Raw genomic sequence first — 24,833 nt, 5'->3', positions numbered from 1 at the left:
CCCGGGGGGGCCCCCCCCCCCGCCCCGTGCGGGCCCTCGCGCCCGGTTGGGCCCCGGGTTTTGGGTTTGGGGGCGGGGGGCGCCGGCCGGCGCACGTCCCCTCACTCGTCTGCGGGTTTCCCCGCCCGACCGGGCGGCGTGCTGCATGATGACCGGGTGAGTGTCCTCCCCCTGGTCTTCACCAGCGGCTGGGCCAGCGGGATCAACGCCTACGCCGTGGTCCTGCTGCTCGGCATCTTCGGCGCGACCGGGCTCACCGACGAGGTGCCCGCATCGCTCCAGCGCACCGACGTCCTCGTGATCGCGGGGATCCTGTTCCTCTGCGAGGCCGTCGCCGACAAGATCCCGTACGTGGACTCGCTCTGGGACACCGTGCACACCGTCGTCCGGCCCGTGTCCGGAGCGGTCGTCGGGGCGCTGCTCGCCGGGCAGAGCGGTTCGCTCTCCGACATCGCCGCCGGGGCCGTCGGCGGTTCCACGGCGCTGGCCAGCCATTTCGTCAAGGCCGGCACGCGCATGGCGATCAACACCTCGCCCGAGCCCTTCACCAACATCGCGATGAGCACCGCCGAGGACCTCGGGGTCGGCGGGATCGTCACCTTCGCCATGTTCAATCCGCAGGCCGCCGCCGTCATCGCGGGAGTGCTGCTGCTGATCGGTCTCGTGCTGCTGCTCTACCTGTGGTCCCGGATCCGCCGCTTCCTGCGCCGCCGGGCCCAGCGCCGCGAGGAGAAACGGCTGGCGCAGGCCTCGCCGACGAGGCCGCCGGGGTGACTCGGTAGGGTCGGGCACATGGCACGAATTGCGGTGATCGGCGCCGGGATAGGCGCGATGGCGACGGCCGCCCGGCTGGCCGTGGCAGGCCACCGGGTGACGGTGTACGAGCGCTCGGCGACCTACGGCGGGGCGCTGGGGCGCTTCGAGCGCGCCGGTTTCTCCTTCGACACCGGACCGGGGCTGCTGCACCTGCCGGCCGTCTACCGCGACCTCTTCGTCAAGACGGGCAAGCGCCCGCTGGAGGAGTGCGTCGAGCTGACCCAGGTGGATCCGGCCGCCCGCCACCTGCTGGCCGACGGGACCGCGCTCACCCTGCCGGGCGCCTCGCGCGGCGGCGTCGCCGCCGTCCTCGACGCGACCTTCGGCGCGGGCTCCGGGGACCGCTGGAGCGGGGTCCTCGGCCGGGCCCGCGACGCCTGGGACGCCACCCGCAGGCCGCTGCTGGAAGAGCCCTTGTGGCCCGACTGGCAGGTGCTGGGCCGCGACCCCTACCCGGCGCTGCGCGGCAGCGGGCTGCTGCGCCGCCGCCCGCCGACCCTGGCCGAGATGGCCGGGCGGGAGCTGGGCGGGCCGCTGGCGGCCCTGCTGGAGGCCATGGTCCTCGGGCACGGGATCGACCCGCGCACCGCCCCCGCCGCCGCCGTGGCGCTCCCGTACATGGAGCAGACCTTCGGCAGCTGGTACGTCCGCGGCGGCCTGCGCGAGCTGGCCACCGCCGTGTACGAGCGCTGCCGCGAGCGGAAGGTCGACTTCTGCTTCGACGCCCCCGTACGGGAGGTGCTGGAGCAGGACGGCCGGGCGGCCGGGGTGCTGCTGGCCGACGGGACCCGGGTCCCGGCCGACACCGTGGTCTGCGCGGTCGACCCGCGCCGGCTCCTCGCCCCGCTGCTGCCGGGCGCCCTGCCCTGGCCCGCGGACGCCGTGCCCCCGCGCACCGGGGCCCTCAGCCGGAGCACCCTCTTCCTCGCGCTGCGCGGGCCCCGGCCCGCCGACGCCGCCCACCGCACGGTGGTGCACTCCCCGGGGGCCCGGCCCGTCACGGTGCTGCGCCCCGACGACCCGGCCACCCGACCCGACGCGGACCACGAGGCGGTCACCGTGAGCGTCGCCTGCTCCACCGCCGGGGTCGCGGAGGGGGAACTGCTGGCCGCCGCCGAGCGGGCGCTGCCCGGGCTGCGGGACCGGCTGCTGTGGCAGGAGGCCCGTACTCCGGCGGACATCGCCCGGGACACGGGCGCGGTGGACGGCGCGGTGCCGCCGCCCGCCCTCGCGGGCGCGGCCGGCCGGATGCTCTACCCCGCGAACGCCACCGCCCTGCCGGGCCTGTACCTGGCGGGCGGCTGGGCCCACCCCGGCGGCGGACTGGCGCACGCCGGGATGACGGGGGCCCTGGTGGCGGGCCTGATCGTGGAGGGCGCCGACTTCCGCGGCTCCCGCTAGGTCGTCGCGTACCGCCGGTACCGCGTCAGTGGCGGTACGGCTCGTAGCCGCCCGCGCCCTGCTGCGGGTACGGGTAGGGGTAGGGCTGCTGCGGGTCCGCCGGGTCGCCCTGTTGCGGTTGCTGCTGGGGGTCCGGCTCCGTGTAGCGCTGCTGCGGCACCCACACGCCGCCGGGCGGGGTGTCCATGGAGTACTGCTGCTGCGCCGCCTGGTTCTGGGCCGCGTACGGATCGACGTACGGCGCGTACTCCCCGTACCCCGCGGGCTGGGCGCTCCCGCCCGTGCCGATGTACGGGTCGGAGTAGGCCGCGTACACCTGCTGCTCCCCCGCCGCCGGATAGCCGTTGGGGTAGCCGTACCCGTCGCCCTGGGACTGCGGCTGGGGCTGCGGCTGCGACTGCGGGAACTGGGGGTCGTAGTAGGCCGCGTACTGGTGCGCGTCCTGCTCCGGCGTCGCGAAGGGGGAGGCGAAGGCCTGGGTCGGCTGGGCCTCCCCGGCGCCGTACGTCCCCACCTCGTCCGCGACCGGACCCGCGGCAGCCGGGTCCGGGGCGTCGCCCGCGCCCCGCGCCCCGTACTCCAGGGAGCTCACCCGCAGCGCCGGCTCGCCGTCCGCGCCGCCCGCCCCGCGCCGCCGCTTGCTGGCGGTCCGGACGGGCGCCCCGCCCCGGCGCAGTGCCCAGCCGGCCACGAAGCCCTTGCGGAAGGAGAGCGTCACCAGGGTCTGACCGGCCGCGAAGGCGGCCGCGCCGGCCGCGATGACCAGCACCGACGGCAGCACGACGCCGACGACCACGCCGACGAAGCCGGTGAAGGCGAGCAGCCTCCAGCGCAACCTGGCCTTGTACTGGAGCAGTACCTCAGCAAGCAGCCACAGCGCGACGAAGCCGAACGCGATGTAGAGGACCGTCATTCCCATGCATGGCCCCTCTCGGGTAGGCCGCCCACGGGTACGGCCGTTCAGGCCCGCTGATGCAGGCCCAGGTTCTCGTAGATCTCCAGCGTCGCCGTGGAGTTGTGCGTGATGAAGTGCAGTCCCGGTACACCCTCGGACAGCAGCCGCGCGCAGAACTCCGTGGCGAACTCGATGCCCATGGAGCGTACAGCGGCGCGATCGTCCTTGACGGCGAGCATGCGCTCTTTCAACTCCGCGGGGAAGACCGCGTTGCTCAGTTCCGGCAGCCGGTCCAAGGTCTTCACATTCACAACAGGCATGACTTCAGGGATGATCGGGGTCTCGCAACCCGCCTTCTCGACCCGGTCGCGCAGCCGCAGGTAGTTCTCCGGATCGAAGAACATCTGTGTGATCGCATAGTCGGCACCCGCGCGGCACTTGTCCACGAAGTGCCGGATGTCCGTGTCCCAGTCGGGGGAACGCGGGTGCATCTCGGGGAAGGCCGCGACGCCGACGCAGAAGTCGCCGGACTCCTTGATCAGTCGGACCAGGTCCGCGGCGTAGAGCACGCCCTCGGGGTGCTCGATCCACTCGCCCAGCGGGTCGCCGGGCGGGTCGCCGCGCAGCGCGAGCATGTTGCGGATCCCGGCGTCGGCGTACTGCCCCAGGACGTTGCGCAGCTCGGCGACCGAGTGGTCGACGGCCGTGAGGTGCGCGACCGGGGTGAGGGTGGTGTCGGCGGCGATCCGCTCGGTCGCCTTGACCGTGCCGCCGCGGGTGGACCCGCCGGCCCCGTAGGTCACGGAGACGAAGCTCGGCGCGACGGCCTCGATCCGGCGCAGGGCGTTCCAGAGGCTGTGCTCACCCCGCTCGGTCCTGGGCGCGTAGAACTCGAAGGAGTACGACGGGCTCCCGGACGCGAGGATGTCGCGGACGGTGCGAGCGCGGTCCGGGCGGGTGGAAGCGGTACCTAGGGCCATACGCGCAGGTTAGACGCGGTCTTGCGGCGACCGAAGCGGCGTCCACCGATTGGACATGTTTTTGGACAGATGTCCGGCGAAATATCGGCGCCGCGTCGGCGAGTACGTCAGCTCAGGCGGGCGCGGACCCGCTGGGCGAGGGCCGCGGCGGCCGCGCCCGGGTCGTCGGCCTCGGTGATCGCGCGGACGACCACGACGCGGTCGGCGCCCGCGTCCAGCACCTCGTCGAGGTTGGTGGCGTCGATCCCGCCGATGGCGAACCAGGGGCGGTCCTGGGCGAGGGAGGCGGCGTGGCGGACCAGGTCGAGCCCCGGCGCGAAACGGCCGGGCTTGGTCGGGGTGGGCCAGCAGGGACCGGTGCAGAAGTAGTCGACCCCGGGCTCCGCGACGGCCGCGTCCACCTCGGACTCGGCGTGGCAGGAGCGGCCGATCAGCACGCCGGCGCCGAGGATCGCGCGGGCGGCGGGGACGGGGATGTCCCCCTGCCCCAGGTGCAGGACGTCGGAGCCGATGGCGTGGGCCACATCCGCGCGGTCGTTGACGGCGAGGAGCTTGCCGTGCCGCCGGGCGGCCTCGGCGAAGACCTGGAGGTGCTCCAGCTCCTCGCCCGCTTCCATGCCCTTGTCGCGCAGCTGGACGATGTCGACCCCGCCCGCGAGGACGGCGTCGAGGAACTCGGGGAGATCGCCCTGCCGCTTGCGGGCGTCCGTGCACAGGTAGAGCCGGGCATCGGACAGCTGCTGCATGGGAAAAACCCCCGTGGTGGTCGTGGCGTACGAGCCGTGGGCGGGCCCGCACGCCACGTGGAGCGGATCAGGTCAGAGGGCGAGCGCCTGAGCGCGGCGCTTCACCTCCGTGCCCCGATTCTCACTCAGGGCCTGCACGGGGGTGCCGGGCAGGGTGGGGTCGGCGGTGAACAGCCACTCCAGGATCTCGTCCTCGGAGAAGCGGTCGTCGCGCAGCACGGTCAGCAGGCCGACGAGGCCCTTGACGACCTTGTCGCCGTCGATGAAGGCGGCCGGCACCTGGAGGGAACGGTTCTCGCCGCGGCGCACCGCGATGAGCTGGCCTTCCTTCACCATCTGTCGGACTTTGGTCACCTCGACGCCCAGCATCTCCGCGATGTCGGGGAGGTAGAGCCAGGCGGGGACGAGGGTTTCGATCTTTGCGTCAATCTCGGTCACGAGGACAAGCCTGCCATCCGGGGCTGACAGCCGGTAGTCGGGCGGGCCGGGCGGGGGCCCGCCCGGCCCCCCGGCGCGCTACAGCACCGCGGATTTGAGCGCGACGGTCGGGTCCGCCACCTTGTCCGGATCCACCAGTGCCCCGGACTCGATCAGCTTGCGGCCCTGCGCGAGGTCGCGCGGGCGGCCCACGGCGAGCACCGCCACCAGCGCCCCGGCCCGCAGCCAGCACACCGACCAGGTGGCGTCGGCCGGGTCCCCGCGCCACAGCGGGGCGTCGGCCCCGGCGTGGTGCCCGGCGTACTGGACGAAGCGGCCGAACTGCTCGGACCAGAAGTACGGGACGGGGTCGTAGACGGCGGCGGGCTCCCCCGCGAGCGCGGCCAGGACGTTGGCGGCGACCGTGCGCGGGCCCTGCAGCGCGTTGTCCCAGTGGTGGACGAGGAGTCGGGCCCCGTAGCGCGCGGACGGGAAGGAGGCGCAGTCCCCGACGGCGTACACGTCGGGGAGGGAGGTGCGCAGGTGGGCGTCGGCGGTGATCGAGCCGTCGCTCCCGCGTTCCACCCCGGTGCCCGCCAGCCAGCCGGTGGCGGGGCGGGCGCCGATGCCGACGACCACGGCGGCGGCGGGCAGCTCGCGGCCGTCGGCGAGGAGCACCCGGCCGGGGGCGCCGGCCTCGCCCGCTTCGATGCCGGCGACCTTGGCCCCGGTGATCAGGCGGGCCCCGGCCTGGGCGTACCAGTCGGCCATGGGGGCGGCTACCTCGGCGGGCAGGGCTCCGGCGAGGACCCGGTCGGCGGCCTCGACCACGGTGACGGCGCAGCCCGCCCCGCGGGCGGCCGTCGCGAACTCGGCGCCGATCCACCCGGCGCCGACCACCACGGCCTCGGGCGCCCCGGCCAGCACCGGCCGCAGCCTTTCGGCGTCGTCGAGGGTGCGCAGCAGGTGGACGCCGGGGACCCCCTCGGTGCCGGGCAGGGTGAGCGGCTCGGCGCCCGTGGCCAGGACCAGGACGCCGTAGGGGACGGCGCCCGCCGTGGTGTCGAGCGCGTGGTCGCCGGCGCGCAGGGCGGTGACCTCGACGCCGAGCCGCAGGTCGATGTCGAGGCCCTCGAAGTCCACGTCGAAGGCGGCGCCCTCGGCCTTGCCGAGGAGGACGGCCTTGGAGAGCGGGGGCCGGTCGTAGGGCTGGTGGGGTTCGGCGCCCAGCAGGGTCACCGGACCGGTGAAGCCCTGTTCCCGCAGGGCGACCGCGGTCTGCACCCCGGCCATCCCGGCGCCGACGATCACCACGGCGGGTGGGACCGCGGCGTCCGGGGCCGGGGCCGTCCGCTCCGGCGTCTGCTCGGTCTGCTCGTGCGTCTGCTCGTTCACGGCGCCCAGCCTAATCATCTGACGATCCGTCAGGAATAGGGAGGCAGCCTTACCGGGCCCCCTCGACGGGGTTAGTCTGGCCACCGTACCTATCGCGGGAGCCCGGCGGACCGGGCTGAGAGGGAGGCTGGACGGCCTCCGACCGTACGAACCTGATCCGGGTCATGCCGGCGAAGGGAGGGGCTGGACGCCCATGCATTCTTACGGAAATTCCGGCGGAGATTCCGGCCGGGGATGTGATGTCCTCGTCATCGGAGGCGGCATCATCGGCCTGGTCACCGCCTGGCGGGCGGCGCAGCGCGGACTGCGCACCGCCCTGGCCGATCCGGCGCCCGGCGGCGGCGCCGCCCAGGTCGCGGCCGGCATGCTCGCCGCCGTCACCGAGCTGCACTACGGCGAGGAGACCCTGCTCGGCCTGAACCTCGCCTCCGCCGAGCGCTACCCGACCTTCGCCGCGGAGCTCGCCGACGCGAGCGGCGGCCTGGACATCGGCTACCGCGCCTGCGGCACCCTCGCCGTCGCCCTCGACGCCGACGACCGGGTCCACCTGCGCGAGCTGCACGCCCTCCAGCGCCGCTGCGGCCTGGACGCGCAGTGGCTGACCGGCCGCGAGTGCCGCCGCCTGGAGCCGATGCTGGCGCCGGGCGTGCGCGGCGGGCTGCGCGTGGACGGCGACCACCAGGTCGACCCCCGGCGGCTCGCGGCCGCCCTGCTGGCCGCCTGCGAGCGGGCCGGCGTGCGCGTCCACCGGGCGGCCGCCACCCGGCTCACCGTCACCGCCGACCGGGCCGCCGGAGCGCTGCTCGACGACGGCACCGCGTTGGCCGCCGACCAGGTGGTGCTGGCCGCGGGCAGCCTCAGCGGCAGGCTGGCCGGCGTACCGCCGCGGGCGCTGCCCCCCGTACGACCGGTCAAGGGGCAGGTGCTGCGGCTCACCGTGCCGCCCGCCTACGCGCCCTTCCTGTCCCGGACCGTCCGGGCCGTGGTCCGCGGCAGCCACGTCTACCTGGTCCCGCGCGAGAACGGCGAGCTCGTCATCGGCGCCACCAGCGAGGAGCTGGGCTGGGACACCACCGTCACCGCGGGCGGGGTGTACGAGCTGCTGCGCGACGCCCACGAGCTGGTGCCCGGGATCACCGAGCTGCCGCTCACCGAGACCCGCGCGGGCCTGCGCCCCGGCTCCCCCGACAACGCCCCGCTGCTCGGCCCCACCGAACTGCCGGGGCTGCACCTGGCCACCGGGCACTACCGCAACGGCGTACTGCTCACCCCCGTCACCGGCGACGTGCTGGCCGACGTACTGACCACCGGCGAGCTGCCCGAGGTGGCCCGCCCCTTCAGCCCGCGCCGTTTCTCCGCCGTACGCGAGGAGTCCCCCGCATGACCGTCTCCGTCAACGGCGAGCCCCGCCAGTTCCCCGCGGGCACCACCCTCGACGCGGTCGTCGCCACCCTGACCGCCGCGCCCAAGGGGGTCGCCGCCGCACTCAACGAGACCGTGGTCCCGCGCGGCCAGTGGCCCGCCACCACGGTGGGCCACGGCGACCGCGTCGAGGTCCTCACCGCGGTCCAGGGAGGCTGAACCATGTCCCTCGACACCGCCACCGCCACCACGACCGACGACCCCTTCGTCCTGGGCGGCCGGACCTTCTCGTCCCGCCTGATCATGGGTACGGGCGGCGCGCCCAGCCTCGACGTCCTGGAACGGTCCCTGATCGCCTCCGGCACCGAGCTGACCACCGTCGCGATGCGGCGCCTGGACCCCACCGTCCAAGGATCCGTGCTGTCCGTGCTGAACCGGCTCGGCATCGCCGTCCTGCCCAACACCGCGGGCTGCTTCACCGCGGGCGAGGCCGTGCTGACCGCGCGCCTCGCGCGCGAGGCGCTCGGCACGGACTGGATCAAGCTGGAGGTCGTCGCCGACGAGCGGACCCTGCTGCCCGACGGCGTCGAACTGCTCGACGCCGCCGAGACCCTGGTCGACGAGGGCTTCACGGTCCTGCCGTACACGAACGACGACCCGGTGCTCGCCCGCAAGCTGGAGGACGTGGGCTGCGCGGCGATCATGCCGCTCGGGTCGCCGATCGGGTCGGGGCTGGGCATCCGCAACCCGCACAACTTCGAGCTGATCGTCGAGCGGGCCGGGGTGCCGGTGGTCCTGGACGCCGGGGCCGGGACCGCGTCCGACGCGGCCCTGGCGATGGAGCTGGGCTGCGCCGCGGTGATGCTGGCCTCCGCGGTGACCCGGGCGCAGGTGCCGGTGCTGATGGCGGCGGCCATGCGGGACGCCGTGACGGCGGGTCGCCTCGCCCATCGTGCCGGTCGCATCCCCCGTCGCCACTTCGCCGCCGCCTCCTCCCCCGTCGAGGGCCGCGCCGCCCTCGACCCGGAACGCCCGGCCTTCTGACCCACCCCGCGCCCTCAATCGCCGGGCGGGCTGAAACGGCCACCTCCCGCGGGCCGACTCGGCCCGGCCCAACCCGGCCCGCCCGGCGATTGAGGGCCCGCCGGAGGCCACGGCGACCCGCCACGACGCTCCGCTCCCCCCGCCTCCGGCGGAGGGGGTCGCGTCACAGGTGCGCTGCAAGGAGCGGGACCGGCGACGACCGCCGACGGGGCCCTCGTAGAATCGCCGGGTGGATACGACCCTGGACGACCCCCTCGTCGGGCGCGTGCTCGACGGCCGCTACCGCATCGACGCCCGCATCGCGGTCGGCGGGATGGCCACGGTCTACCGGGCCGTCGACACCCGCCTCGACCGCGTGCTCGCGCTCAAGGTGATGCACCCGGCCCTCGCCGCCGACGGCGCCTTCGTCGAGCGGTTCATCCGCGAGGCCAAGTCCGTGGCCCGGCTCGCCCACCCCAACGTGGTCGGCGTCTTCGACCAGGGCACGGACGGCCCGTTCGTCTTCCTCGCCATGGAGTACGTCTCCGGCTGCACCCTGCGCGACGTGCTCCGCGAGCGCGGCGCGCTGCGGCCGCGGGCCGCGCTGGACATCCTGGAGCCGATGCTGGCCGCCCTCGGCGCGGCCCACCGCGCCGCGCTGGTGCACCGGGACGTGAAGCCCGAGAACGTCCTGATCGGCGACGACGGCCGGGTGAAGGTCGCCGACTTCGGCCTGGTCCGCAGCGTCGACTCCGTCACCGACACCACCGGCTCGGTGCTCGGCACGGTCTCCTACCTCGCCCCCGAGCAGATCGAGAACGGGCTCACCAACGCCCGCGTCGACGTCTACGCCTGCGGCGTCGTCCTGTACGAGATGCTCACGGGCACCAAGCCGCACACCGGCGGCACCCCGGCCGAGGTCATCTTCCGCCACCTCAACGAGGACGTGCCGCCCCCGTCGGCCGCCGTCCCCGGGCTGCCGGTGGCGCTGGACGAGCTGGTCGCCACCGCCTGCGCCCGCAACGCCGAGCTGCGCCCCTACGACGCGGTGGCGCTGCTCGCGCTGGTCCGCGAGGCCCGGTCCGCGCTGACCGACGGCGAGCTGGACACCGTACCGCCGCAGGCGCGCGCCGAGGAGCGGACCGCGGCCGAGGACCGGACCGGCGTGATCCCGCGCACCGCGCCGACGGCCGCCCCGGCGGAGCACACCTCCCGGCTGGAGCACCCCGGCCCGCCGCCCGGCACCGGGCGCCCGCGCGCGCTGCGCCGGCCCCGCCCCCGGCGCGGCACGTACCTGATCGTCGCCGGGATCCTGCTGGCCCTGGGCCTGGGCACCGGGGTCTGGTACATAAGCGCGGGTCAGTTCACCCAGGTCCCCCGGCTGCTCGGCAAGACCGAGGACCAGGCCCGCGCCCAGCTGTCGGCGGCGGGCCTCGGGGTGAAGGGGGTCGAGCGCAAATTCAGCGACACCGTCGAGCGCGGCACCGTGATGAACAGCGACCCGGAGAGCGGCAAGCGGATCCGCGGCAACGGCGCGGTGACGCTGGTGATTTCCCGCGGCCCGCAGGTGGTCCTCGTGCCCAACGTCAAGGGCAAGCCGCTCGACGCCGCGAAGGCGGAGCTGACCAAGGCGGGCCTCGCGCCCGGCATCGTGAGCCAGGCCTTCAGCCAGGACCTCCCGCAGGGCGCGGTGATCAGCAGCAGCCCCGAGGGCGGCGCGCAGCTGGCCCCGGACGCGGCGGTGGCGCTGGTGGTCAGCAAGGGCCGCCCGGTCCAGGTGCCCAGCGTGGTCGGCGCGGGCGTCGAACAGGCCCGCGCCGGGCTGGAGGGGCTCGGCCTCAAGGTCGAGGTCGCGCCGGAGCAGGTCAACTCGGCCAGCCCGGCGGGCTCGGTCGCCAATCAGTCGCTGAGCGCGGGCGCCCAGGCGGCCGCGGGCGACACGGTGACGCTGACGGTCTCCAAGGGGCCGCGTCAGGTCCCGGTGCCGAACGTCGTCGGCCAGGACGCGGAGGCCGCGAAGCGGGCGCTGGAGGGCGCGGGCTTCAAGGTGAAGGTGGAACGGCCGTTCCTCTCCTTCAGCAACACCGTCGACACCCAGTCGGTGCCGGCCGGCCAGAGCGCCCCCGAGGGCAGCACGATCACCGTCAAGACCAAGGGGCTGTAGGGATGCGCGGGACGCGAGGGACGCCCTCGCCGGGCGCGGTGCGCAATCCGGTGGGCGGGCACGTGCCCGTCGCGGGCGGCCTGGCCTCGGTCGGGCTGACGTACGCACGGGAGATGGGCGCCGAGGCCGTCCAGGTCTTCGTCGCCAACCCGCGCGGCTGGGCGACCCCGGTGGGCAACCCGGCGCAGGACGAGCTGTTCCGCGAGGGGTGCGCGCAGGACGCGATCCCGGTCTACGTGCACGCCCCGTACCTGATCAACTTCGGCTCGCACACCGAGGCGACGGTGGAGAAGTCGGTGGAGTCCCTGCGCCACTCGCTGCGCAGGGGCCGGGAGATCGGCGCCCGCGGGGTGGTCGTCCACACCGGTTCGGCGACCGGCGGCCGCCCGCGCGAGCTGGCGTACGCGCAGGTCAGGGAGCACATGCTGCCGCTGCTGGACGAGCTGACGCACGACGACGACCCCTTCCTGCTGCTGGAGTCGACGGCCGGGCAGGGCTTCTCGCTGTGCTCGCGGACCTGGGACTTCGGCCCGTACTTCGAGGCGCTCGACGCCCACCCCAAGCTCGGGATCTGCCTGGACACCTGCCACATCTTCGCGGCCGGCCACGACCTGGCGGAACCGGGCGGGACGAAGCAGACGTTGGACCTGCTGGTGGACACGGTGGGCGAGGGCCGCCTGAAGCTGATCCACGCGAACGACTCCAAGGAGGGCGTGGGGGCCCACAAGGACCGGCACGCCAACATCGGCCAGGGGCACATCGGGCGCGACGCCTTCGCCGAGCTGTTCTCGCACCCGGCGATGGACGGCGTACCGCTGGTCATCGAGACGCCGGGCGGCAAGGAGGGGCACGCGGCGGACGTCGCGCTGCTCAAGGAGCTGCGCGAGCTGCACTGACGCGGTCGATCAGGGCTCCGGCCGGGCGGGCGGGGCGCGGTGGCTCAGAGCTCCGGGCCGTCGCCCGGCTCCTCCTGGTAGGAGTAGCGCTGCTCGCGCCAGGGGTCGCCGATGTTGTGGTAGCCGCGCTCTTCCCAGAAACCGCGCCGGTCGGCGGTCATGTACTCGATGCCGCGGACCCACTTGGGGCCCTTCCAGGCGTACAGGTGCGGGACGACCAGCCGCAGCGGGAAGCCGTGTTCGGCGGTCAGGGGTTCACCGCCCTGGTGGGTGGCGAAGAGGGCCCGCTCGGAGGCGAAGTCGGCGAGCCGCAGGTTCGAACTGAAGCCGTACTCGGCCCACACCATCACGTGGGTGGCCGTCGGCGCGGGCGGCGCCAACTCCAGCAGCTCGCGGGTGAGCACACCGCCCCATTCGGCCCCGGCCATGCTGAATTTCGTCACGCAGTGCAGGTCGGCCGTCACGGAGGAGAACGGCAGCGCCGAGAACTCCTCGTGGTTCCAACAGTGCTTGTCCCCGTCGGCGGTGGCGCCGAAGACCCTGAACTCCCAGCGGTCCGGCTTGAACTTGGGCACGGGACCGTAGTGGGTGACCGGCCAGCCCCGCTGCAAGCGCTGCCCCGGAGGAAGCTCCAGCTGCGCTGCTTCCGCAGTTTCGCGGCTTTCCGGGTGACCCATGACTCCATGGTGACAGACTGGCCGGGGTGGTCATGACCAGGTCTGGGCTGATTCGGGCAAGTCAGAGTAACTCCCACTAAGGAGGCACTTACTGGACGCCCCTGGGCGGCGGTGCGAGGATGCGCGCACCTGCCCCGTCACACCACTTGGAAGGAGCCCGCTGCCATGCAGGGCGACCCCGAGGTTCTTGAATTCCTCAACGAGCAGCTGACCGGCGAACTGACCGCGATCAACCAGTACTGGCTGCACTACCGCATCCAGGACAACAAGGGCTGGACCAAGCTCGCCAAGTACACCCGTGCCGAGTCCATCGACGAGATGAAGCACGCAGACAAGATCACCGAGCGCATCCTGATGCTCGACGGTCTGCCGAACTACCAGCGGCTCTTCCACGTCCGGGTCGGCCAGACCCTGACGGAGATGTTCCAGGCGGACCGCCAGGTCGAGGTCGAGGCGATCGACCGCCTCAAGCGCGGCATCGAGGTCATGCGCGGCAAGGGCGACATCACGTCGGCGCGCCTGTTCGAGGAGATCCTGGAGGACGAGGAGCACCACATCGACTACCTCGACACCCAGCTGGAGATCATCGAGCAGATCGGTGAGCCGCTCTACATCGCGCAGCTGCTGGAGCAGCCGGAGAGCTAGCCCGAACGGGTGCGGCGGGCGGACCGGATCCCGTGGACGGAAAAGGGCGCCCCGGAACTCACGCGGCCGGGGCGAGGACCTCGTCGGCGACGGTGAGGATCGGGTCGGCGGCCAGCACGGCGGCGGCGTCGCCCTTCTCCAGCAGCTCGCGGCGGGGGCACGCGCCCCGGCCGAGGATGCCCTGGATGGTCCGTACGCACGAGCCGCAGTCGGTGCCGGCCTTGGTGGCCGAGGCGATCTGGCGGGGCGTGCACGCGCCCGCGTCCGCGTGGGCCTTGACCTGCTTGTCCGTGATGCCGAAGCAAGAGCAGACGTACACGCGGTTCACCTCCCGGAGCGGGCCACCCCCCGTTCGGTGAGGCTTACCTAACCCTACCCAAACTTAGGGTTCCCTAAAAGGCCTGGATACGACGGTGGGGCGCGGATCACATCGATCCGCGCCCCACCCTCATAGGAAGCTACCTACTGATCGCGACGCCTACTGGTCGCGGTACATCTCGGCCACCAGGAACGCCAGGTCCAGCGACTGGCTGCGGTTGAGCCGCGGGTCGCAGGCCGTCTCGTAGCGCTGGTGCAGGTCGTCGACGAAGATCTCGTCGCCGCCGCCGACGCACTCGGTGACGTCGTCACCGGTCAGCTCGACGTGGATGCCGCCCGGGTGCGTGCCGAGCTCCTTGTGCACCTCGAAGAAGCCCTTGACCTCGTCGAGCACGTCGTCGAAACGACGCGTCTTGTGGCCGGAAGCCGCCTCGAAGGTGTTGCCGTGCATCGGGTCGGTGATCCAGGCGACGATCGCGCCCGAAGCGGTGACCTTCTCGACCAGCTCGGGGAGCTTGTCGCGGACCTTGTCGGCGCCCATGCGGACGACGAAGGTCAGTCGGCCCGGGATGCGCTCCGGGTCGAGGCGGTCGATGTAGGTGAGCGCCTCGTCCACGGTGGTCGTGGGACCGAGCTTGATGCCGATCGGGTTGGAGATCTGCGCGCAGAACTCGATGTGCGCGTGGTCCAGCTGGCGGGTGCGCTCGCCGATCCAGACCATGTGGCCCGAGGTGTCGTAGAGCTTGCCGGTGCGCGAGTCGGTGCGGGTCAGCGCACCTTCGTAGTCGAGGAGCAGCGCCTCGTGGGAGGCGTAGAACTCCACGGCCTTGAACTCGGCCGGGTCGGTGCCGCAGGCCTTCATGAAGTTCAGCGCGTTGTCGATCTCCCGCGCGAGCTGCTCGTAGCGCTGCCCGGACGGGGAGGCCTTCACGAAGTCCTGGTTCCAGGCGTGCACCTGGCGCAGGTCCGCGTAACCACCGGTGGTGAAGGCGCGCACGAGGTTCAGGGTCGAGGCGGAGGCGTGGTACATCCGCTTCAGCCGCTCGGGGTCCGGGATCCGGGCCTCTTCGGTGAAGGCGAAGCCGTTGACCGAGTCGCCGCGGTAGGTCGGCAGCGTGACGCCGTCGCGGGTCTCGGTGTCCTTGGAGCGCGGCTTGGAGTACTGGCCCGCGATGCGGCCGATCTTGACCACGGGCACGGAGGCCGCGTAGGTCAGGACGGCGCTCATCTGGAGCAGCGTCTTCAGCTTGGCGCGGATGTGGTCGGCGGAGACCCCGTCGAATGCCTCGGCGCAGTCGCCGCCCTGGAGCAGGAACGCCTCGCCCTTGGCGACGGCTCCCAGTCGGGCGCGCAGCTGGTCGCACTCGCCCGCGAAGACGAGCGGAGGATACGACTCGAGGTCCGCGACGACAGCGCGCAGAGCCTCGGCATCGGGGTACGAAGGCTGCTGCGCCGCGGGAAGGTCTCGCCAGGTCGCCTTGGCGGCGGGGGCTTGGTTTTCAGCGTTCACGGTCACCTCGTACACATTACGTCGTCACACGCACCGTCCAGCCCGGCGATCAGATCGTGAGACGGAGATCTGCCGCGCACGGCGGGGGATGGGCTAGGGTGCCGGACATGTACGCGCACTCGAACCAGAACTGGTGGTGGACCGCTCCGTTGGCGGCCCACTGACTCGCGTACCCACCGAACAGACGCGAAGGCCGCCCCCGGGGGCGGCCTTCGGTGTTTTCCGGGCCGCTCCCTCCACGTATCCCGCTGGAAGGAAGCCCGACCCATGAACCCGAGCCCCGCGAACCCCTTCACCCGGCTGCTCGACGACGCCGCCCCGCCCTTCGCCCTGCTGCGCCGGCGCACCCCCGGCCTGGACCACGACACCGTCGAGGTGCTGACCGGCCCGGTCCACGAGGTGGAGCGCCTCGCCGACCTCCCGCTCGCGGACCTGCCCACGCTCGCCCTGGTGCCGTTCCGGCAGATCCGCGAGCGCGGCTTCGACGTGCGCGACGACGGCACACCGCTGAGCGTGCTGGTCGCCGAGCAGCTGCACGCGGTCCCGCTCGCCGAGGCGCTGGCGGCCCTGCCCGACCACGAGGTGCGGGTCGAGGGCGGCGGCTTCGACGTCGGCGACGAGGAGTACGCCGACACCGTGCGGCGGGTCATCGAGGACGAGATCGGCCGCGGCGAGGGCGCCAACTTCGTCATCCGGCGCACCTACGGCGGCAGCATCCCCGGCTTCGGTCGGGCCGACGCGCTCGCGCTGTTCCGGCGGCTGCTGGTGGCCGAGCGGGGCGCGTACTGGACGTACGTCGTGCACACGGGCAGCAGGACCCTGGTCGGGGCCAGCCCCGAGGTCCACGTACGGATGACCGGCGGCACGGTGGTGATGAACCCGATCAGCGGGACCTACCGCTATCCCGCCGGTGGACCCACCGCCGAGTCCCTCCTCGCCTTCCTCGGCGACCGCAAGGAGACCGAGGAGCTGTCGATGGTCGTCGACGAGGAGCTCAAGATGATGTGCACGGTCGCCGACCGGGGCGGGGTCGTCGTCGGACCGCGGCTGAAGGAGATGTCCCACCTCGCGCACACCGAGTACGAGCTGCGCGGACGCTCGACCCTGGACGCGCGGGAGGTGCTGCGCGAGACGATGTTCGCGGCGACCGTCACCGGCTCGCCGGTGCAGAACGCCTGCCGCGTCATCGAGCGCTACGAGTCCGGCGGCCGCGGCTACTACGCGGGCGCGCTCGCCCTGCTGGGCCGCGACGCCGACGGGGCGCAGAGCCTGGACTCCCCCATCCTGATCCGCACCGCCGACATCGACGCCGACGGCGCCCTGCGCGTCCCGGTCGGCGCGACGCTGGTGCGGCACTCCGACCCGGCGGGCGAGGTGGCCGAGACGCACGCCAAGGCCGCCGGGGTGCTGGCCGCGCTCGGGGTGCGGCCGGCCGCACCCCGGCCCGTCGCGGGCCCGGTCCGGCTCGGCGAGGACCCCCGGGTGCAGGCGGCGCTGGCGGCCCGGCGCCGGGACCTGGCGCCGTTCTGGCTCCGGATGCAGGACCGGCCCGCGGCGGCCTCGGGGCACGCGCTGGTCATCGACGCGGAGGACACCTTCACGGCGATGCTGGCGCACGTGCTGCGGGTGTGCGGGCTGGACGTGACCGTACGCCGCTACGACGACCCGGGGCTGCGCGCCGCCGCCCTCGCGTGGACGGGCCCGGTCGTGCTGGGACCCGGCCCGGGCGACCCGGCGGACGCCGCCGACCCCCGGATGCGGCTCCTGCGGGGGCTGGCCCGGGAGCTGCTGGCCGCGCACCGGGGCGGGATCCTGGGCGTCTGCCTGGGGCACGAGCTGCTGGCGGCCGAGCTGGGGCTGCCGCTGGTGCGCAAGGCCGAGCCGGCGCAGGGGGCGCAGACCACCGTCGACCTCTTCGGCAGCCCCGAGGTGGTGGGCTTCTACAACACCTACACCGCCCGCTGCGACGACCCGGCGGCGGCCCGGCTGGCCGCGACGGGCGTGGAGGTCTCCCGCGACCCGGCGACGTACGAGGTGCACGCCCTGCGCAGCGCGGCGGGCGGCTTCGCCGGGGTCCAGTTCCACCCGGAGTCGGTGCTGAGCCTGCGCGGCGCGGACGTGGTCCGCGACCTGCTGGCGGCCGCGCGCCGGGTGCCCGCCGGGGGCGCCGCGCGGGGGTGAAGGGGCTTCAGAGGCGGGGGACCAGGGTGTTCTCCGATCGGCGGCCCGCCAGGTAGTCGCGCACGTTGGCGACGGTCGTGGTGATGATCTGCTCCACCGCGTCCCGCGTGTAGTACGCCTGGTGCGAGGTGACCACCACGTGCGGGAAGGTCACCAACCGCGCCAGCGTGTCGTCCTCCACCGCGTCCAGCGACTTGTCCAGGAAGAACACCCCGGCCTCCGCCTCGTACACGTCGAGCCCCACCCCCGAGAACCGCCCGGCCCGCAGCTCGCTGACGAGCGCGTCGGTGTCCACCAGCCCGCCCCGGCTGGTGTTCACCAGGATCGCGTCGTCCTTCATCGCCCGCAGCGCGGCCGAGTCGATGATGTGGTGCGTCGAGTCCAGCAGCGGCACGTGCAGGCTGATCAGGTCCGCCGCCGCGAACAGCTCGTCCTTCTCGACGTACTTCATCCCCAGCTCCACGCACGCCGGGTTCTGCGCGACGTCCCAGCCCAGCAGGTTCATCCCGAACCCGTGGGCGATCCGGGTGAACGCCTCGCCGATCTTCCCGGTGCCGAGGACGCCCGCCGTGCGGCCGCGCAGGTCCCGGCCCATCAGGCCGTTCAGCCGGAAGTCGAAGTCACGGGTGCGGTTGGAGGCGCGCACGATCCGCCGGTTGACCGCCATCGCCAGGGTCCAGGCGAATTCGGCGACCGCGTACGGCGAGTAGTAGGAGACGCGGCCGACGGTGAAGCCCAGTTGGCCCGCGACCTCCAGGTCGATGTTGTTGAAGCCGGTGGAGCGCTGGGCGATCATCCGCGTACCGCCCGCGGCGAGGGTGCGCAGCACCCGCCCGTTCAGGTCGGCGTTCACGCTGGTGGAGACCACCTCGTAGCCCGCCGCGATCGGCGCGGTGTCCTCGCTCAGGAAGACGTCCAGACAGCGGACCTCGTGGTCCCCCGCGAAGGCGCGCTCCATCAGCGGCCTCTCGTCGGCCGTCACACCGAATGCCAGGATCTCCACGCTCGCTCCCGTCCGCCGGACCCATGGGTCGCACCCGTGCCGCACACGCCTTTCGTCACGATACGACCCATGTTCCGGGTGTGCCCGTCAGCCGAAGAAGACCCCGGCCTCGGCGTACAGCGCCGGGTCCACGGTCTTCAGCTTCGCCGTGGCCTCGGCGATCGGCACCCGGACGATGTCCGTCCCCTGGAGCGCGACCATCTTGCCGAAGTCCCGCTCCCGCACCGCGTCGATCGCGTGCAGGCCGAACCGGGTCGCGAGCCAGCGGTCGAAGGCGCTCGGGGTGCCGCCGCGCTGGACGTGGCCGAGCACCGTCGTACGGGCCTCCTTGCCGGTCCGCTTCTCGATCTCCAGGGCCAGCCACTCGCCGACGCCCGACAGCCGGACGTGCCCGAAGGAGTCCTTGGTGGCGTCCTTGAGCACCATCTCGCCGTCCTTGGGCATGGCGCCCTCGGCGATGACCACGATCGGCGCGTAGCTCGCCCTGAACCGGGAGGTCACCCACGCGCACACCTGGTCCACGTCGAAGCGCTGCTCCGGGATGAGGATGACGTTGGCGCCGCCGGCCAGCCCCGAGTGCAGGGCGATCCAGCCCGCGTGCCGGCCCATGACCTCGACGACCAGGACCCGCATGTGCGATTCGGCGGTGGTGTGCAGCCGGTCGATGGCCTCGGTGGCGATCCCGACGGCGGTGTCGAAGCCGAAGGTGTAGTCCGTCGCCGACAGGTCGTTGTCGATGGTCTTCGGCACGCCGACGCAGGGGATGCCGTACTCGTCGAACAGTCGGGCCGCGACCCCGAGGGTGTCCTCGCCGCCGATCGCGATCAGGGCGTCGACCTCGTACTTGGTGAGGTTCTCCTTGATCCGGCGGACCCCCTGCTCCACCTTGAACGGGTTGGTGCGCGAGGAGCCGAGGACCGTTCCGCCGCGGGGCAGGATGCCGCGGACCTCGGGGATGCCGAGCGGGACGGTGTCGCCCTCGACCGCTCCGCGCCAGCCGTCCTTGAAGCCGATGAAGTCGTACGCGTACTCCTGGACGCCCTTGCGCACCGCCGCGCGGATGACCGCGTTGAGTCCGGGGCAGTCGCCGCCGCCGGTCAGCACTCCGACCTTCATGGAATCTTCCCTTCGCCAAGGGGCCCGCTGAGCCCGCACGGCGGCCACGCTAGTGGTGACGCAGGTCACTCGACCCACGCTGGAAGAGTCAATTCCGGTGAATTGAAGGGTGGTTGCGCACTCTCGTTCACTCGTACGGGAATTCGTACGATCTACGCGCGGCCCGTCGAAGCCGGTCCCGGCGCCCTACGCGTCGTCGAGGCCGCGCTCTATGGCGTAGCGGACGAGCTCCACCCGGTTGTGCAACTGGAGCTTGCCCAGGGTGTTCTGGACGTGGTTCTGCACCGTGCGGTGCGAGATGACGAGCCGCTCCGCGATCTGCTTGTACGACAGACCCTTGGCCACCAGGCGCAGCACCTCGGTCTCCCGGTCGGTCAGCTGCGGGGCCTTCGGCTCGTCGGCGGCGGCCGGGGCGGGGTCCGCGGCCAGCCGGCGGTACTCGCCCAGGACCAGCCCGGCGAGGCCCGGGGTGAAGACCGGGTCGCCGACCGCGGTGCGGTGCACGGCGTCGATGAGTTCACCGGCGCCCGCGGACTTCAGCAGGTAGCCGGTGGCACCGGACTTGACCGCCTCCAGCACGTCGGCGTGCTCACCGCTGGCGGAGAGCACCAGCACGCGCAGGGCGGGGTCGGCGCCGACCAGTTCCTTGCAGACCTGCACACCGGGCATGCCCGGCAGGTTCAGGTCGAGGACCAGGACCTGCGGCGCGGCGGCGCGGGCCCGGCGGACCGCCTCGGGCCCGTCGCCCGCCGTGGCCACCACGTCGAAGCCCGCGGCGGCGAGGTCGCGGGCGACCGCGTCCCGCCACATGGGGTGGTCGTCGACGACCATCACCTTGATGTCGGCCGCCGACCGGTCCCCCGCGCTGTGCTCGGTGTTCCTCACGAACCCGTCCTCCCCCTCGGTACTTTCAGTTCCACTTCGGTGCCCTGGCCCGGTACGGACACCAGCTCGGCGGTGCCGCCGAGGTCCCGCAACCGCCCCCGGATCGACTGGGCCACGCCCAGCCGGCCCTCGCCCGCGGCCTGGTCGAGCCGGCCCGCCGCGATGCCCGGGCCGTCGTCCCGGACCGTGACGATCACCTCGTCGCCCCAGTCCTCGACCAGGATCCAGGCCCGGGCCCCGGCCCCCGCGTGCTTGCGGACGTTGTCCAGGGCGGCGGCCGTGGCGGCGGCCAGTTCCCGGGCCGCCGGCGCCGGGAGCGGGACCGGGGCGCCCGGTTCCGCGAAGCTCACGAGCGACCCGGCGTGCGGCGCGAGCAGGGAGCGCAGGTCCAGCTCCCCCTCGTCCGCGCCGGGTTCCGCCACGTCCACGCTGTCGACGAACGCCCCCCGCGACTCGTCGCGGGAGATCCGGGAGGGTGGCACCAGGCCGCTGGAGACCAGGGTGCGCAGCGCCACCTCCTGCTCCCCGGCCATCCGGCCCAGTTCGGCGGCCTCGCCGCCGACCTCCGCGCCGCGCCGCTGGACCATGGCGAGGACCTGGAGGACCCCGTCGTGGATGTCCCGGGCCAGGCGCTCGCGTTCGCGGGTGGCGGCCTCGATCTCCAGGGCGCGCGCGAGGGTCGCCTCACTGGCCCGGGCGACCTCGACGACGTACCCGATGGCGATGGAGGCGACCCACACCAGCAGCACGTTGTGGAAGGTGTCCCGGGTCGGTTCGCCGCGCTGGATCACGATGTTGGCCACGGCGACGAAGGAGGAGGCGAATCCCGCCCAGCGCCAACCGCCCTTGATCGCGAAGGCGAGGACCGCGCCCGCGCTCCAGATCGACGGGAGGGTCGGGCCGCCGCCGGCGATCCGCGCATGGGCGTCGGCGAGCGGGGTCAGCAGGATCCCGACGACCGCGACCGTGAGGTCCGCGCCGAGGAAGGGCTTCGTACAGCTCGCCGCGTTGGACACCCTGGAGAAGGTGGCCAGGGTCCACAGCACGAGGAAGCCGAGGTAGCAGGCCGCCACCCAGGGTCGGTCGAACTCGCGGTGGGCGAAGGCGAAGAGCAGCACCGCGTACACCGCGGTGAGCAGCCGGTAGGCGGTCAGCGCCCGCCACAGCGGCAGCTCGACCGACATGCGTACGACGCGTTCGCGCTTCGCCATCTCCCCCACCCCTCACGGGCGGCGGGCACCGCCCGCCGCGCCCCACACCCCTCGCCCCGCCCGCGGCACCTCGCCCGGGCCGCGCGCTAGCTCCGCTCGGCGTCCGCTTCCTTGGCGCCCTGAGCGTCCTTGGACTCCTTGGCCAGGGCCGCGTGGTCGGCCTTGGCGGCCTTCTCCGCGTCGGCGATCTGCCGCTTGGCGGCGGTCGCGTAGATGTCGACGTACTCCTGGCCGGAGAGCTTCATGATCTCGTACATGACCTCGTCGGTCACCGAACGCAGGATGAAGCGGTCGCCGTCCATGCCGTGGTAGCGGCTGAAGTCGAGCGGCTTGCCGATCCGGATGCCCGGGCGCATCAGCTTCGGGACGACCTTGCCGGGCGGCTGGATCTTCTCGGTGTCGATCATCGCCACGGGGATCACGGGGGCGCCGGTGGCCAGCGCCACCCGGGCCAGCCCACCGGGCTTGCCCCGGTACAGGCGCCCGTCGGGTGAACGGGTCCCCTCGGGGTAGATACCGAACAGCTCCCCGCGTTCGATGACCTCGATGCCGCTCTTGATGGCGGCCTCGCCCGCACCGCGCGCGCCGGAGCGGTCCACCGGCAGCTGGCCGACGCCCTTGAAGAAGGCGGCCGTGAGCTTGCCCTTGACGCCCGGCGAGGTGAAGTACTCCGCCTTGGCGATGAAGGTGACCTTCCGGTCCAGCACCGCAGGCAGGAAGAAGGAGTCGGAGAAGGACAGATGGTTGCTCGCGAGGATCGCCGGCCCCTCGGCGGGAATGTTCTCGAGGCCCTCCACCCACGGCCTGAAGGCGAGCTTCAGGGAACCGCCGATGGAGAACTTCATTGCGCCGTAGATCAACTCGAAAGCCTTCCTTTGTCCGTCGAACAGACCTTAACCCGTGACCGCCCCTGTGGCGGCCCGACGACCCTGGTCGGTGTCAGCGCGGTCGCGTACGGTGAAGTAGCACACCGCACCCACCCCCAGAACGTGATGATCAAGGAGATTCAGGTGCCCGTCCTCCCTGGAGCCGAGCCGTTCCGCCACGAGGGCGGAGAGGTCGGCGTCCTCCTCTGCCACGGCTTCACCGGTTCCCCGCAGTCCCTGCGTCCCTGGGCCGAGTATCTGGCCGAGCGCGGGCTGACGGTGTCGCTTCCGCTGCTCCCCGGGCACGGCACCCGGTGGCAGGACATGCAGCTCACCGGCTGGCAGGACTGGTACGCGGAGGTCGACCGCGCGCTGCGGGAGCTGCTGGAGCGGTGCGAGCAGGTCTTCGTGTTCGGGCTGTCGATGGGTGGGGCGCTCACGCTGCGGCTGGCGGCCAAGCACGGGGACGCGATCAGCGGTGTCGTCCTCGTCAACCCGGCCAACAAGGTCCACGACCCGTTGGCCTTCGCGCTCCCCGTCGCCCAGCACTTCCTGCGCTCCACGCCGGGCATCGCCAGCGACATCGCCAAGGGCGGCTCGGAGGAGGTCGGGTACGACCGGGTGCCGACCCGGGCCGCGCACTCGCTGCGCCAGTTCCTGCGGATCGTGGACACCGAGCTGCCGCAGGTGACCCAGCCGGTGCTGCTCCTGCACAGCCCCCAGGACCACGTCGTCCCGCCGGTCGACTCGGCCCGGATCCTCGCCCGGGTGTCGTCCACCGACGTCACCGAAACCCTGCTGGAACAGAGCTACCACGTCGCGACGTTGGACCATGACGCGGAGCGGATCTTCGCGGACAGCTATGCGTTCATCGGGCGGCTCGCGGAGAGCATCGGCAGGGAGGGGGCGGCCAGCGGTGGCTGAGCACGAGGAGTCGTCGGGAGGCGTACCGCCGCTGGACGAGGAGGCGGCGTGGGCGGCCATCGTCGCCGGGTACGGGCAGGAGCCGCCGGACCCGCCGGGGGCGCGGCCCTTCAGACCCATCGAGAACCTGATGCTGCCGGAGGAGGACGTCAAGCCGGAACCGGCCGTGGCGCCGAAGCCGCCGGAGAAGGACGCGGGGCCGGCCGGACCGCCGGTCCTGGGCAGCTCGGTGGTCTTCGCCCCGGGCGTCGGGGTCGGCCCGCGCGACCACTCGTTGCCGGAGCCGGCGGCGGACGGGGCCGGGGACGCGGCGGACGAGGGGCACTTCGTGCCGCCGGAGCCGCCGCCGCTCCCGTCGGGCGACGTCACGTCGCGCTTCGCGTGGCTGGCGGTGGTGGGCGGGCCGTTGCTGCTGTTGGTGGCGGTGCTGCTGCAGTGGGAGATGACGTGGTGGCTGACGGCCCTGGGCATCGGCGGCTTCCTGGGCGGGTTCGCGACGCTGGTCGCGCGGATGACGCGCGGTGACGACGACGAGGACGATCACCCGGGCCGCGGAGCGGTGGTCTAGCCCGCCCCCTTCGCTCTCGATCGCCAGGCGGTGGAGGGCGGCTACCGCGCCGGGAGGTGGAGGGCGGCCAGGACCGGGTAGTGGTCCGTGGCCGCGCGGAGGTCGGCGAGGCTGACGCCGGGCAGGCCGACCGGGACCCCGGCCCCCAGGACCTCCACGCCCCGCGAAGCGAACACCGCGTCGATGCGCCGCCCAGGACCCCCCGCCCGCACCCACGTGTGCTCCCCGCCCCACGGCGCCACCGCCCAGCAGTCCTGCAGCTCCCCCGCCAGCCGCCGGAAGGCCGCCCCCTCGGGCCCCTCGTTGATGTCACCGGCGGCCACCACGTGCGCGACGTCCATCCCGGCCAGCCGCTCCAGCAGCATGCCCGCCTGCTCGTACCGCTCCCCCGCCCGCAGGGACAGGTGCGCGCTGAGCACCCCCACCCGCACGCCCCCGATCCGCACCACGGCCGTCGCGAAGCCCCGCCGGTGCTCCCCGGGGCGCAGTGGCAGCAGCACGTCCCGCGTGCTTTCCACGAAGGCCCGCAGCGAGCACAGCAGCAGCGGCCCGGCCGCCGTCGCACCCCCGCTCAGGACCACCAGGTCCGTCTTCGAGGCGAGGCGCGCCGCGTGTTTGCGCCAGCGGAAGAACCGCGGGGCCTCCTGGACGAAGACCAGGTCGGGGGCGCACGCCCGGATGACCCGGACCAGCGCTTCCTCGTCGTCGCGCAAGGAGCGCACGTTGTACCCGAGCACCCGGACCACGGCGGAGCCGTCCGGTTCGGTGCGCGAGCACGGCAACGGCGGCAGAGCCGCGGGCACGTCCACAGGCAGGTCCATGCGGGCCAACCTA

General features: G+C 73.2%; 25 protein-coding genes and 1 riboswitch. Of the genes, 11 read left to right on the top strand and 14 right to left on the bottom strand.

Annotation, left to right across the window (positions count from 1 at the left end; translation table 11 throughout):
- Window positions 1-156: 156 nt before the first annotated feature.
- Both ACFWAR_RS24750 and ACFWAR_RS24745 read left to right on the top strand, forming a co-directional pair.
- The gene (locus ACFWAR_RS24750; protein WP_385780995.1) at window positions 157-774 is read left to right on the top strand and encodes a DUF4126 domain-containing protein; all 618 of its coding nucleotides are present in this window, start codon (window positions 157-159) and stop codon (window positions 772-774) included.
- Between the two features lie 18 nt (window positions 775-792).
- Complete coding sequence (locus tag ACFWAR_RS24745) at window positions 793-2,217, top strand: phytoene desaturase family protein (protein ID WP_385780992.1); 1,425 nt, start codon at window positions 793-795, stop codon at window positions 2,215-2,217.
- Between the two features lie 25 nt (window positions 2,218-2,242).
- Here ACFWAR_RS24745 and ACFWAR_RS24740 read toward each other — a convergent pair whose 3' ends face one another.
- The 5 genes from ACFWAR_RS24740 to ACFWAR_RS24720 form a co-directional block, all read right to left on the bottom strand.
- The gene (locus tag ACFWAR_RS24740; RefSeq protein WP_385780990.1) at window positions 2,243-3,136 is read right to left on the bottom strand and encodes a hypothetical protein; all 894 of its coding nucleotides are present in this window, start codon (window positions 3,134-3,136) and stop codon (window positions 2,243-2,245) included.
- Between the two features lie 41 nt (window positions 3,137-3,177).
- Window positions 3,178-4,092: a methylenetetrahydrofolate reductase [NAD(P)H] gene (metF, locus tag ACFWAR_RS24735; RefSeq protein WP_354383884.1), complete on the bottom strand. Its 915-nt coding sequence runs from the start codon at window positions 4,090-4,092 to the stop codon at window positions 3,178-3,180.
- Window positions 4,093-4,199: 107 nt separating this feature from the next.
- A complete protein-coding gene (thiE, locus tag ACFWAR_RS24730) occupies window positions 4,200-4,838 on the bottom strand; it encodes a thiamine phosphate synthase (protein ID WP_385780987.1) in 639 nt (212 codons plus the stop codon).
- Between the two features lie 72 nt (window positions 4,839-4,910).
- On the bottom strand, window positions 4,911-5,276 hold the full coding sequence (locus tag ACFWAR_RS24725; protein WP_385780984.1) for an Rv2175c family DNA-binding protein: 366 nt from the start codon (window positions 5,274-5,276) through the stop codon (window positions 4,911-4,913).
- 78 nt (window positions 5,277-5,354) lie between these two features.
- Window positions 5,355-6,668 carry an NAD(P)/FAD-dependent oxidoreductase gene (locus ACFWAR_RS24720; RefSeq protein WP_385780981.1) on the bottom strand — a complete coding sequence of 438 codons (1,314 nt, stop codon included), beginning with the start codon at window positions 6,666-6,668 and terminating at the stop codon, window positions 5,355-5,357.
- 66 nt (window positions 6,669-6,734) lie between these two features.
- Window positions 6,735-6,846, top strand: a riboswitch (TPP riboswitch).
- On the opposite strand from ACFWAR_RS24720, the gene thiO reads away from it, so the two are divergent.
- The 5 genes from thiO to ACFWAR_RS24695 all read left to right on the top strand — a co-directional run bounded on the left by thiO (window position 6,844) and on the right by ACFWAR_RS24695 (window position 12,095).
- Window positions 6,844-8,034 (top strand): glycine oxidase ThiO, encoded by a 1,191-nt coding sequence (thiO, locus tag ACFWAR_RS24715; protein WP_385780978.1) that lies wholly within the window; start codon window positions 6,844-6,846, stop codon window positions 8,032-8,034. It overlaps the preceding riboswitch by 3 nt.
- Window positions 8,031-8,231 carry a sulfur carrier protein ThiS gene (gene thiS / locus ACFWAR_RS24710; protein ID WP_385780976.1) on the top strand — a complete coding sequence of 67 codons (201 nt, stop codon included), beginning with the start codon at window positions 8,031-8,033 and terminating at the stop codon, window positions 8,229-8,231. Before thiO ends, thiS begins: the two co-directional genes overlap by 4 nt.
- A gap of 3 nt (window positions 8,232-8,234) precedes the next feature.
- Window positions 8,235-9,056 (top strand): thiazole synthase, encoded by an 822-nt coding sequence (locus ACFWAR_RS24705; protein WP_385780973.1) that lies wholly within the window; start codon window positions 8,235-8,237, stop codon window positions 9,054-9,056.
- 229 nt (window positions 9,057-9,285) lie between these two features.
- Window positions 9,286-11,199: a Stk1 family PASTA domain-containing Ser/Thr kinase gene (pknB, locus tag ACFWAR_RS24700; protein ID WP_385780971.1), complete on the top strand. Its 1,914-nt coding sequence runs from the start codon at window positions 9,286-9,288 to the stop codon at window positions 11,197-11,199.
- Between the two features lie 2 nt (window positions 11,200-11,201).
- Window positions 11,202-12,095 (top strand): deoxyribonuclease IV, encoded by an 894-nt coding sequence (locus ACFWAR_RS24695; RefSeq protein WP_385780968.1) that lies wholly within the window; start codon window positions 11,202-11,204, stop codon window positions 12,093-12,095.
- A gap of 44 nt (window positions 12,096-12,139) precedes the next feature.
- On the opposite strand, the gene ACFWAR_RS24690 is transcribed toward ACFWAR_RS24695, so the two are convergent.
- A complete protein-coding gene (locus ACFWAR_RS24690) occupies window positions 12,140-12,772 on the bottom strand; it encodes a sulfite oxidase-like oxidoreductase (protein ID WP_385780965.1) in 633 nt (210 codons plus the stop codon).
- A 165-nt stretch (window positions 12,773-12,937) separates the two neighbouring features.
- On the opposite strand from ACFWAR_RS24690, the gene bfr reads away from it, so the two are divergent.
- Window positions 12,938-13,417: a bacterioferritin gene (bfr, locus tag ACFWAR_RS24685; RefSeq protein ID WP_354383663.1), complete on the top strand. Its 480-nt coding sequence runs from the start codon at window positions 12,938-12,940 to the stop codon at window positions 13,415-13,417.
- A gap of 58 nt (window positions 13,418-13,475) precedes the next feature.
- On the opposite strand, the gene ACFWAR_RS24680 is transcribed toward bfr, so the two are convergent.
- Complete coding sequence (locus tag ACFWAR_RS24680) at window positions 13,476-13,745, bottom strand: (2Fe-2S)-binding protein (RefSeq protein ID WP_385780962.1); 270 nt, start codon at window positions 13,743-13,745, stop codon at window positions 13,476-13,478.
- Between the two features lie 150 nt (window positions 13,746-13,895).
- Window positions 13,896-15,260: a class II 3-deoxy-7-phosphoheptulonate synthase gene (locus ACFWAR_RS24675; RefSeq protein ID WP_385780960.1), complete on the bottom strand. Its 1,365-nt coding sequence runs from the start codon at window positions 15,258-15,260 to the stop codon at window positions 13,896-13,898.
- A gap of 252 nt (window positions 15,261-15,512) precedes the next feature.
- Here ACFWAR_RS24675 and ACFWAR_RS24670 point away from each other — a divergent pair, with 252 nt between their 5' ends.
- Window positions 15,513-17,426: an anthranilate synthase family protein gene (locus ACFWAR_RS24670; protein ID WP_385780957.1), complete on the top strand. Its 1,914-nt coding sequence runs from the start codon at window positions 15,513-15,515 to the stop codon at window positions 17,424-17,426.
- A gap of 7 nt (window positions 17,427-17,433) precedes the next feature.
- Here the strand turns inward: ACFWAR_RS24670 and ACFWAR_RS24665 are convergent, their stop codons facing one another.
- The 5 genes from ACFWAR_RS24665 to ACFWAR_RS24645 all read right to left on the bottom strand — a co-directional run bounded on the left by ACFWAR_RS24665 (window position 17,434) and on the right by ACFWAR_RS24645 (window position 22,501).
- Window positions 17,434-18,429 carry a 2-hydroxyacid dehydrogenase gene (locus tag ACFWAR_RS24665; RefSeq protein ID WP_385780954.1) on the bottom strand — a complete coding sequence of 332 codons (996 nt, stop codon included), beginning with the start codon at window positions 18,427-18,429 and terminating at the stop codon, window positions 17,434-17,436.
- Window positions 18,430-18,516: 87 nt separating this feature from the next.
- The gene (locus tag ACFWAR_RS24660; RefSeq protein ID WP_385780952.1) at window positions 18,517-19,545 is read right to left on the bottom strand and encodes a 6-phosphofructokinase; all 1,029 of its coding nucleotides are present in this window, start codon (window positions 19,543-19,545) and stop codon (window positions 18,517-18,519) included.
- Window positions 19,546-19,731: 186 nt separating this feature from the next.
- Window positions 19,732-20,376, bottom strand: a complete 645-nt coding sequence (locus ACFWAR_RS24655) for a response regulator (RefSeq protein WP_385781020.1) — start codon at window positions 20,374-20,376, stop codon at window positions 19,732-19,734.
- A gap of 50 nt (window positions 20,377-20,426) precedes the next feature.
- On the bottom strand, window positions 20,427-21,641 hold the full coding sequence (gene macS, locus ACFWAR_RS24650; protein WP_385780949.1) for a MacS family sensor histidine kinase: 1,215 nt from the start codon (window positions 21,639-21,641) through the stop codon (window positions 20,427-20,429).
- A gap of 86 nt (window positions 21,642-21,727) precedes the next feature.
- Complete coding sequence (locus ACFWAR_RS24645) at window positions 21,728-22,501, bottom strand: lysophospholipid acyltransferase family protein (protein ID WP_385780947.1); 774 nt, start codon at window positions 22,499-22,501, stop codon at window positions 21,728-21,730.
- A gap of 150 nt (window positions 22,502-22,651) precedes the next feature.
- Between ACFWAR_RS24645 and ACFWAR_RS24640 the strand changes: the two genes are divergently transcribed.
- Together ACFWAR_RS24640 and ACFWAR_RS24635 are read left to right on the top strand one after the other, a co-directional pair.
- On the top strand, window positions 22,652-23,431 hold the full coding sequence (locus ACFWAR_RS24640; RefSeq protein WP_354383673.1) for an alpha/beta fold hydrolase: 780 nt from the start codon (window positions 22,652-22,654) through the stop codon (window positions 23,429-23,431).
- Window positions 23,424-23,999, top strand: a complete 576-nt coding sequence (locus ACFWAR_RS24635; protein WP_385780945.1) for a hypothetical protein — start codon at window positions 23,424-23,426, stop codon at window positions 23,997-23,999. Before ACFWAR_RS24640 ends, ACFWAR_RS24635 begins: the two co-directional genes overlap by 8 nt.
- A gap of 41 nt (window positions 24,000-24,040) precedes the next feature.
- Here ACFWAR_RS24635 and ACFWAR_RS24630 read toward each other — a convergent pair whose 3' ends face one another.
- Complete coding sequence (locus tag ACFWAR_RS24630) at window positions 24,041-24,820, bottom strand: endonuclease/exonuclease/phosphatase family protein (protein ID WP_385780942.1); 780 nt, start codon at window positions 24,818-24,820, stop codon at window positions 24,041-24,043.
- Window positions 24,821-24,833 lie beyond the last annotated feature (13 nt).

Origin of the sequence: Streptomyces sp. NPDC059917 (genome assembly GCF_042730635.1) — a bacterium.
In the GTDB taxonomy this organism is placed as follows: Bacteria; Actinomycetota; Actinomycetes; order Streptomycetales; family Streptomycetaceae; genus Streptomyces.
The sequence above is the reverse complement of the archived record's forward strand: the minus strand, read 5'-3'. Positions and strand labels throughout refer to the sequence as shown.